Origin of the sequence: Streptomyces solincola, from assembly GCF_002982015.1 — a bacterium.
Taxonomy (GTDB): Bacteria; Actinomycetota; Actinomycetes; order Streptomycetales; family Streptomycetaceae; genus Streptomyces; species Streptomyces solincola.
This window is the reverse complement of the sequence record NZ_PVLV01000338.1, coordinates 1-7,377: the sequence shown is the minus strand read 5'-3', so window position 1 is coordinate 7,377 and position 7,377 is coordinate 1. Positions and strand designations below refer to the sequence as shown.

General features: G+C 75.0%; 8 protein-coding genes. 2 read left to right on the top strand and 6 right to left on the bottom strand.

What is annotated here, in order from left to right:
* Positions 1-270 precede the first annotated feature (270 nt).
* Positions 271-1,305: an aldo/keto reductase gene (locus C6N75_RS20950; RefSeq protein WP_105870453.1), complete on the bottom strand. Its 1,035-nt coding sequence runs from the start codon at positions 1,303-1,305 to the stop codon at positions 271-273.
* A gap of 96 nt (positions 1,306-1,401) precedes the next feature.
* Here C6N75_RS20950 and C6N75_RS20945 point away from each other — a divergent pair, with 96 nt between their 5' ends.
* Positions 1,402-2,025 carry a TetR/AcrR family transcriptional regulator gene (locus C6N75_RS20945; protein ID WP_105870452.1) on the top strand — a complete coding sequence of 208 codons (624 nt, stop codon included), beginning with the start codon at positions 1,402-1,404 and terminating at the stop codon, positions 2,023-2,025.
* 58 nt (positions 2,026-2,083) lie between these two features.
* On the opposite strand, the gene C6N75_RS20940 is transcribed toward C6N75_RS20945, so the two are convergent.
* Positions 2,084-3,979, bottom strand: coding sequence for a CASTOR/POLLUX-related putative ion channel (locus C6N75_RS20940; RefSeq protein ID WP_105870451.1), 1,896 nt, complete (start codon positions 3,977-3,979; stop codon positions 2,084-2,086).
* A 556-nt stretch (positions 3,980-4,535) separates the two neighbouring features.
* Between C6N75_RS20940 and C6N75_RS20935 the strand changes: the two genes are divergently transcribed.
* Positions 4,536-5,039 carry a DapH/DapD/GlmU-related protein gene (locus tag C6N75_RS20935; protein WP_105870450.1) on the top strand — a complete coding sequence of 168 codons (504 nt, stop codon included), beginning with the start codon at positions 4,536-4,538 and terminating at the stop codon, positions 5,037-5,039.
* Positions 5,040-5,251: 212 nt separating this feature from the next.
* Here the strand turns inward: C6N75_RS20935 and C6N75_RS20930 are convergent, their stop codons facing one another.
* From C6N75_RS20930 to C6N75_RS20915, 4 genes are read right to left on the bottom strand one after another with little or no spacing between them, the layout of a single operon-like run.
* Positions 5,252-5,824, bottom strand: a complete 573-nt coding sequence (locus C6N75_RS20930; RefSeq protein ID WP_105870449.1) for a GAF domain-containing protein — start codon at positions 5,822-5,824, stop codon at positions 5,252-5,254.
* Positions 5,821-6,465: a GTP-binding protein gene (locus C6N75_RS20925; protein WP_105870448.1), complete on the bottom strand. Its 645-nt coding sequence runs from the start codon at positions 6,463-6,465 to the stop codon at positions 5,821-5,823. The genes C6N75_RS20930 and C6N75_RS20925 overlap by 4 nt, the downstream gene beginning before the upstream one ends.
* A complete protein-coding gene (locus tag C6N75_RS20920; RefSeq protein WP_105870447.1) occupies positions 6,443-6,814 on the bottom strand; it encodes a DUF742 domain-containing protein in 372 nt (123 codons plus the stop codon). Before C6N75_RS20920 ends, C6N75_RS20925 begins: the two co-directional genes overlap by 23 nt.
* Before the next feature lie 2 nt (positions 6,815-6,816).
* Entirely contained in the window at positions 6,817-7,251 is a 435-nt protein-coding gene (locus C6N75_RS20915) for a roadblock/LC7 domain-containing protein (protein WP_105870446.1), read from the bottom strand.
* Between the last annotated feature and the right edge of the window lie 126 nt (positions 7,252-7,377).

Below are 7,377 nucleotides of genomic sequence, written 5' to 3'. Positions count from 1 at the left end.
GGGGGGGGGGGGGGGGGGGGGGCGGGGGGGGGGGGGGGGGGCGGGGGGGGGGGGGGGGGGGGGGGGGGGGGGGGGGGGGGGGGGGGGGGGGGGGGGGGGGGGGGGGGGGGCGGGGGGGGGGGGGGGGGGGGGGAGCCCCGCCGGGCCGGGGGCGCCCGCCCCCCGGGCCCCCCCGCGGGCCCCCGCCCCGCCGCTCTCAGGGGAGCGGCGGGACAGGGGCGGGCTGCCGCTAGACCGCCGGCGGGTTGAGCCGGCGGAGGCCGGCTGACGCTAGACCGCCGGCGGGTTGAGCCGGTTGAAGCCCTCCTGGCGCTCGTAGGGGAAGTACGGGTAGGGGGCGGGTCGGTGGCTGGCAGCGTCGAGGGAGGCCATCTGCTCGGGGGTGAGCGTCCAGCCCACGGCTCCGAGGTTCTGGCGTAGCTGCTCCTCGTTGCGGGCGCCGATGATGACGGATGCCACGGTCGGGCGCTGGAGCAGCCAGCGGAGCGCGACCTGCGGCACTGCCTTGCCGGTCTCCTCGGCGACCTCCTCCAGCGCGTCGACCACGCGGTAGAGGTGCTCGTCGTCGACGGGCGGGCCGTAGTCGGCGGTGTCGTGCAGCCTGCTGCCGGTCGGCAGCGGGCTGCCCCGCCGGATCCTGCCGGTGAGCCGGCCCCAGCCGAGCGGGCTCCAGACGATCGCCCCCAGTCCCTGGTCGAGGCCGAGCGGCATCAGCTCCCATTCGTAGTCGCGGCCGATGAGGGAGTAGTAGACCTGGTGGGCGACGTAGCGTTCGCGTCCGCGCCGTTCGGCGGCGGCGAGGGACTTCATGGTCTGCCAGCCGGAGAAGTTGGAGACGCCGAGGTGGCGGATCTTTCCGGCTCTCACCAGGTCGTCCAGGGTGGACAGCACCTCCTCGACGGGGGTGCGGGCGTCGTAGGCGTGGAGCTGGAACAGGTCGATGTGGTCGGTGTCGAGGCGGCGCAGGGCCTGGTCCACGGAGGAGAGCAGACGGGAACGGGAGGTGCCGGCGTCCCGGGGGCCGTCGCCCGTGGGCAGGCCCGCCTTGGTGGAGATGAGCACCTGGTCCCGGCGCCCCTTGAGGGCGGCCCCCAGCACCTCCTCCGAGGCGCCGTCGGAGTAGACGTCGGCCGTGTCGAACATGGTGACACCCGCCTCCAGGCAGATGTCCACCAGACGGCGGGCCCCCTGCACGCCGGTGTCGCCCCAGGCGCCGAAGAGCGGGCCCTGCCCGCCGAAGGTGCCGGCGCCGAAGCTCAGTACCGGGACTTGCAGGCCCGACACGCCAAGCTGCCTGTACTCCATGACGATCCCCCTCCGCGACTACTAACGGGTCTGCCGTTCCATTAAGATGGTCCGAGCGTACCAAGCCGCGCCGCCTAATGGAACAGGAGTCCCGTTATGACAGTGGATGAGTCCGCCCCGGGTCCAGGAGCCGTTCGGCCGGGCGGACGCACGGCGCGGGTGCGGACGGCGGTCCTGCGCGCCGCCGGCGACGTACTGGCGGAACGGGGCTTCGCCCATCTGGACCTCGCCGACGTCGCGCGCCGCGCCGACGTGGGCAAGACGACCGTGTACCGCCGCTGGGGCACGGCCACCGGACTGGTGGCCGATCTGCTGCTGGACATGGCGCAGCAGTCCGTACCGCGGGCCGACACCGGCTCGCTCCTCGGCGACCTGACGGCCAACGCCCGGCTGGTGCAGCGGACGCTGGCCGACCCGCGGCAGGGCGCCCTGTTCAAGGCGGTCATCACGGCCCCCACCTGCGACCCGAAGGCGGCCGATGCGCTGCACCGGTTCTACGCGGTCCGCGTCGAGGAGTGGGCGGGGTGTGTCCGGCAGGCCGCGGCCCGCGGCGAGGTACCGGAGGGCACCGACCCGCACGAGGTGATCCGCGCGACGTCCGCCCCGCTCTACTACCGCTTCCTGACCACCGGTCTCCCGCTGGACGAGACCGCCGCCGACCGCGCCGCCACCGCGACGGCCGCGGCCGCCCGCGCGGGCGCGTACACGCGGGACGCCTGAGGTCGGCGCCGACGGCGGCGGAGAGCGGCGAACCGTCCGGACGGCCCCGAGCCGGGCGTCACTCGCTGCCGATGACGATGACCTGGTCCTCGCTCGTCCACCGCCGGCGTTCGCTCTTGGGCGGATTGATCCGCACGCCGAAGTCGGGGGGTGTGCGGACGTCGTGGTGGCTCCGGTAGCCGATGGCGCACTCGTCCCGCCGGCGGGCGGAGGCCACCACGGTGGCGAAGGCGGTGTCGCGGCCGGGCAGCACGTAGTCCGACGCCGGGCGGAGCTGGACGCCCGCGCCCTCGGCGGAGAAGAGCTCCTCGAACACCGGCGCCAGGTGGCGGTACTGGGAGATCTGCGCCATGAGCAGGCCGATGAGCTTGCCGCTGATGATCACGTCGGCTCCGGGGCCCACCGGCACCAGGGCTCGGTTGCGGTCGTCCACCAGCTCGGTGACCACCGGCAGTTCGCGCCCGGCGGCCTCCTCCAGCCGGCGGAGCAGCAGGAGCGTGATGAGGGTGCGGTGGTCAGGAGCGTCCGGGGGCTGCCCGGCGACGCGGTCGCGGCCCAGGACGATGACGCTGTCGTAAGCGTGCACGTCGAGCGACGCGAGGGTGTCCGGCATGGTGATGTCGCCGTGGTGCAGAGTCAGGCGGAGGGGGTCGTCTCGGGCGGCGGCGGGGAGGATTTCCGGTGACTCCGCCTCGCCGTGGTCCACCACGACGTCGACCGCCGAGCCGGGCCGGGCCCCGCGCCGCAACTGGTCCAGCACGAGCGGCGCCCGGCGGTTCCAGCCCAGTAACAGGATCCTCTCGGCCTGCGGGGGCGCGGCCGGGCCGGACGCCACCGCGGACTCCTCGACCAGGTCCGCGCAGTCGCCGGGCCGGACCGAGTCGGCGTCCCGCGAGATGACCACCAGCCGGTCGTGCCGGTCGATCGGCGTGAGCGGCGGCGGGTTGAGCAGGGGGACGCCCGCGCGCACCAGTCCGACCACACTGGAGGCGGGGAACGACAGCAGCGCGTCGCCGAACGGGCGGTCGGCCAGGGCCGAGGGGGGCACCAGGTGGAACTCGTCGCCCGCGAAGTCGAGCAGTTCCCGGTGCACCAGCGAGAGCCCGGGACGACGGGCGGCCTGGACGACGAGGCGGGCGGTGAGCGCGTCGCATTCCAGGACGACGCCGTCCGGCCCGGCGGCCAGACCGGCCGCCAGCCGGTAGCGGTCGTCCCTGACGGCCGCGACGACAGGAGGGCGGCGGACCTGGTCGGCCAGGGCCGCCCTGAGGGCGAGCAGCGTCTTGACCACCTCCGCGTCGGCGTCGGGGTCGTCCTGCGGAAGCACCAGCACCACCCCGGCGGTGGACGGGCTGCCCAGGAGGAGCACGGCCGGGTCCGTCGTGGGACCGCTCCGGCAGATCAGCCGGGTCCGCCCCGGCGGACCCACCTTGCCCCGCAGCGCCTCCTCCATGAGCGTCTTGTCCCGGTCCGCCAGCACCGCCACCGCGGCGCGCCGCCGGCGCGCGTTGGCCACCACCAACTCGCCCACCACCGTCAGCACCTGCTCCGACCACCCCAGGACCACGGCGTGGCCGGTCTCGAGCACGGTGGAGCGGCCCCGCCGCAGCGCGGTGAGCCGGTCGGTGAGCGCGGTCGTGATCAGGCCGACGAGGGTCGAGACGTAGAGGAGGGTGACCAGCGCGAGCAGCACCGACACCACCACCCGCAGCGGCGTGCCCGTCGCTCCGCCCAGCCGCAGCGCCTCCCCGGTGAGCCGCCACACCTGGGACAGCCGCTCCGGCAGGGACGCCGGTACGTCGGGGTCGGTCCACGCCATCACGGCGCTGGACGGCACGACGACGGCCAGGCACAGCAGCGCCAGCCAGCCGACGAGAGCGGCGGCCCCGCGGGCCAGCGTGCTGTCGAACCAGTACCGGGCCCTGTCACCCAGCGGAGTGCGCCGGTGCGCCACCCCTGCCCCCTCACGCCGACGCGGTCACCGGTCCGTCGCGGGTCGCCGGCGACACGGGACTGCCCGTGCGGTTCGAAGTGTGCGCGACCGCTGGACCGAACACGTCGCGGTCGGGCGGGTGTTCATCCCTTCGGGTCTCCCCGCCCGGCGGGCCGGACGGCGAGGGCCGGTCGCGCCGGAGGTGCTCCGGCCCCCTCGTTCTGCGGGACCCTCCGCTCGTCTGGCGGGCGCTCCCGGCAGGTGCGTCACCCCGGCTGCGCTCCACGGCGCCACCGTGGCGGGCGACGCGGCGCGGCGCACGCGGTGCCTCCGCTCGCCGGACCCGGACGCCTGGGTCCGGCGAGCGGGGTCCCGGTCCGGGCCGCGCGACGGCCGCGAACCGCACCGGGCACCGCGCCCCGTACGCCCCGGTGGCCGCTCGCCCGCGCCCGGGCCACTACCGTGGGCGCGCGGTGCGGGCCCGCTGGTGGAGCCGCCGGGCGCTCGTGCCGCCGCCGCCCTCTGCGGGGGTGTCGGGTGCCGGGCGGACGAGGGGACGAGGGGACGAGGGGACGACATGGGCTTCGTGCAGAGGGTGCAGCGGGCGATCGAGACGGTCGAGCGGCTCAACAGGATCCCCTACGCCAGGCAGGACGAGATCAGAGCCGTGTGGACCGAGCTGACCGGTCAGCAGGTGGACGAGTCCTTCCACCTGATCCCGCCGGTCTACTCGGACCACGGGGTCAACATCACGGTGGGCCGCGACGTCTTCGTGAACCAGGGGTGCCGCTTCAACGACATCGGCGGCATCGAGATCGGCGACGAGGTGATGCTCGGACCGGACGTCAGCCTGATCTCTGCCGGGCACCCCCTGGACCCGCGGCAGCGGCGCACCGGGATCACGAAGGCCCCGATCAGGATCGGGCGCAACGTCTGGATCGGTGCTCGCGCGACGGTCCTCCAGGGAGTGGACGTCGGCGCCGACGCCGTGGTCGCGGCCGGCGCGGTGGTGACCCGGAACGTCCCGGCCGGCACCCTGGTGGCCGGGGTGCCGGCCCGGGTGGTCAGGACGATCGACTGACCCGCCCGCCGGCCGCGGGGCCCTCGGGCGGACGCCGCAGCCGCGCGGGAGACCGGCGAGCCAGCCGGTTCCGGCCGCCCGCCCCGCTGGCCGACCGCCCCGCCGGCCGGTTGCGGCGCCGGCCGGTTGCGGCGCCGACGGCGGCGTACGCCTGGCGGAGCGGCCCTCGGGACCGGACCGGCGGAACGAGCTCCCCGCTTCCGGGGCGCCGCCTAGCGGGACTCGTCCTCCCGGCGGTGGATCTGCTCGACCAGTTCGGCCGCGAGGGACTTGATGGTCTCCAGTCCGGCGCGGCCCCAGGGGCGCGGCTCGGTGTCGACGACGCAGATGGTGCCGAGCGCGGTGCCGGTGCGGTCGATCAGGGGCGCGCCCAGGTAGGAGCGGATGCCGATCTCGTCCACCACGGGGTTGCCGGCGAACCGGGGGTAGTCGCAGACGTCCTCCAGGACCAGGGCCTTGCGGCGCACCACCACATGGGGGCAGTAGCCGTGGTCGCGGTCCATGAAGCGGCCGACGGCGCCGCTGGCCGCGGTCGTCGCGTCCAGGTCGCCGGCGGTGCGCAGGCCGTTGGGGGTGTGCAGTCCGGCGAAGAACTGCTGGTTCTCGTCGATGAAGTTGACCATCGAGTAGGGCGCCCCGGTGACCTGGGCGAGCCGTTCGGCGAAGGCGTCGAAGGCGGGGTCGGGGCGGTCGCCGAGGCCCAGTTCGCGGAGCCGGCGGACGCGCGCGGGCGCTTCGGGGTCGGGGGGCGTCAGCAGCAGGTGGCCGGTCGGGTCGTATGTCATGTCGGTGCTCCGTGGCTCGGCGCGGGGGCCGCGGCCGGGTTGGCGTCCAGCAGGTGCCGGACGAGGGTGACCAGGGTCTGGATGCCGGAGCCGGCGACGCGCGCGTCGCACAGCACCACCGGAACCTCGGGCCGGAGGTCGATCGCCTCGCGGACCTCCTCGGGGTCGTAGTGGTGGGAGCCGTCGAACTCGTTGACGGCGACGACGAACCGGATGCCGCGCCGTTCGAAGAAGTCGACCGCGGAGAAGGACGCTTCGAGGCGGCGGGTGTCGGCGAGGACGACCGCTCCCAGGGCGCCCTCGGACAGCTCGTCCCACATGAACCAGAAGCGTTCCTGGCCAGGGGTGCCGAAGAGGTAGAGGACGTGCCGGCGGTCCAGGCCGATCCGGCCAAAGTCCAACGCGACGGTGGTGGTCCGCTTGCGCTCGACGCCTTCCAGGCTGTCGGTGGCGGCGCTGACGGTGGTGAGCACCTCCTCGGTGCTCAGCGGCTCGATCTCGCTGACCGCGCCGACGAAGGTGGTCTTGCCGACGCCGAAGCCGCCGGCGACGAGGATCTTCAGGGCGTGCGGGAAGACGTCGGGGGCGGCGCCGGCCGGGAGGCGGTCGGTGGGGGGTTCACAGGCGTCGTCGTAGGCCATCGAGCACTGCCTCCAGCAGGGAGCGGTCGGTGGGACCGTCGTGGCTCCGGGGGGCGCGGGCGGCCAGCGCCCCGCAGTCCACGAGGTCGGAGAGCAGCACCTTGGTGACGACGGCCGGGAGCCGTAAGTGCGCGGCGACCTCGGCGACCGAGGTGGGGCCCGCGCAGAGCCCGAGGGCCATGCTGTGCTCGGGGCCCAGGTGGGGCTGGGGCGCCGATCCGGTGGCGATGACCTGGGAGAGCAGGTCGAGGGCCGCGGTCGGCCGGGTGCGGCCGCCGCTGACCGTGTACGGGCGGATCAGCCGGCCGGCCGCGTCGTCGAGCCAGGGCGCGTCGTGTCGGCGTCGCACGGTCAGCGCCTCGCGCCGCCGGGTGCCGCCGCCGGGTGTCTGGCGGGCGTGACGAGATAGGGCCGCACGCTCTTGACCAGCATGGTCATCTCGTAGCCGAGGACGGCGGCGTCGGCCTCGCGGCCGGCGAGCACGGCGAGGCAGGTGCCGGAGCCGGCGGTGGAGACGAAGAGCAGGGTGGAGTCGAGCTCGACCACCACCTGGCGCACCTCGTCGCCGTCGCCGAAGCGGACCCCGGCGCTGCGGCCGAGCGAGTAGAGGCCGGAGGCGAGGGCCGCCATGTGGTCGGCCCGGTCCGGGTCGAGTCCGTGCACCGCCTTGACCAGGCCGTCGGAGGAGAGCAGCACGGCGCTCCTGGTGTGGGGCACGCGCTGGATCAGACCGCTGAGCAGCCAGTCGAGATCCGGGGCGTGGCCGTTCGGCGCATCGCTCGCCATGGTGCATCTACTCCTTGTGGGCGTCGGGGACGTCGGGGACGTCGTCGAAAGCGTGGGGCTGGGGCGGGGGCCCGCCGGATCCGCCGGCGTCCTGACCCTGTCTCTTATACACATATCCGAGCCCAC